This is a genomic window from Dapis hubbardiae BLCC-M172, from assembly GCF_050016015.1.
In the GTDB taxonomy this organism is placed as follows: Bacteria; Cyanobacteriota; Cyanobacteriia; order Cyanobacteriales; family Microcoleaceae; genus Trichodesmium.
This window is the reverse complement of the sequence record NZ_JBNHEQ010000032.1, coordinates 328-1,669: the sequence shown is the minus strand read 5'-3', so window position 1 is coordinate 1,669 and position 1,342 is coordinate 328. Positions and strand designations below refer to the sequence as shown.

The 1,342-nt window shown below is 42.5% G+C and carries 1 protein-coding gene; it reads left to right on the top strand.

Features of this window, described 5'->3' with window-relative positions:
* Positions 1-119: 119 nt before the first annotated feature.
* The coding region (locus tag ACP6PK_RS03695) for a WD40 repeat domain-containing protein (protein WP_426557851.1) at positions 120-1,342 on the top strand (1,223 nt) is incomplete at its 3' end.

The window sequence follows — 1,342 nt, the reverse complement described above, 5'->3', positions numbered from 1 at the left end:
GGGCGAGTCGGTTATTAGGTTTGTATCAGCAAATTTTAATCCTCCTTCCCTCCCCCTCTTCCCCCTCTCCCCACACTTCCCCCTCTTCCCACACCCTGGCAAATGACAACCCCGAACAAATGGAACTCCGTCTTACAGGTTTAGTAGTAAAACAGGAAGGGCGGTTACAAGTTGCTAACCGTATTTATCAAGAAGTATTTAATTTGCAGTGGGTGGAAAAGGAGTTGGGAAAGTTGCGCCCCTACTCTGAAGCGTTTAATGCTTGGGAAGAGTCCGAATGTAAGGATGACTCGCGACTTTTGCGGGGTCAAGCATTGGTAGATGCTTTAGCTTGGGCAGTGCATAAAAGTCTGAGCGATCGTGACTATCAATTTTTAACTGCTTCTCAGGAGGTCGAGAAACAGGCGATCGAGGTGGAAAAGTTGGAAATACAGATAAAATTGGATGCTCAGTTAAAAGCGAACCAGATATTAGAAGAGGCGAAGCAGATAGCAGACCTGAAGTTGGCAGAAGCGGAAGCAGTCGGTAAAAGTATCATCTCTAAATTATTGTCTAACTCTGGTAAATATTTTGAGGGGTTATTGGAAGCATTGAGAGCTGCCAAACAACTACCACTTCCTAACCAAATATTCCAACCTCAAGCAGATAGTAAAATGGAAATAACAGATGCTCTGAGTCAAGCTATATATATAGATGATGGAAAATACCGAGAAATTAACTGTCTTCAGGGACATGAGGATGAGGTCAATGGTGTAGTATTTAGCCCCGATGGAGAAACTATTGCCACTGCAAGTGATGACAATACAGTGAAGTTGTGGAACCAAGAGGGGAAATTATTGCAGACTCTAACCGGCCATCAGAATTCGGTCTTTGGTGTAGCATTTAGTCCGGATGGAGAGACTATTGCCACTGCAAGTTATGACAAGACAGTAAAATTCTGGAACCAAGAGGGGAAATTATTGCAGACTCTGGTAGGGCATAAGAATTCGGTCTTTGATGTAGCATTTAGTCCTAATGGAGAAACTATTGCCACTGCCAGTCGTGACAAGACAGTAAAATTGTGGAACCTTGAAGGGAAATTATTGCAGACTCTGGTAGGGCATAAAAATTCAGTTATAGGTGTAGCATTTAGTCCTAATGGAGAAACTATTGCCACTGCAAGTCATGACGAAACAGTAAAATTGTGGAACCTTGAAGGGAAATTATTGCAGACTCTAACTGGACATGAGAATTCGGTCTTTGGTGTAGCATTTAGTCCTAATGGAGAAACTATTGCCACTGCAAGTTATGACGAAACAGTAAAATTGTGGAACCTTGAAGGGAAATTATTGCAGACTCTAAC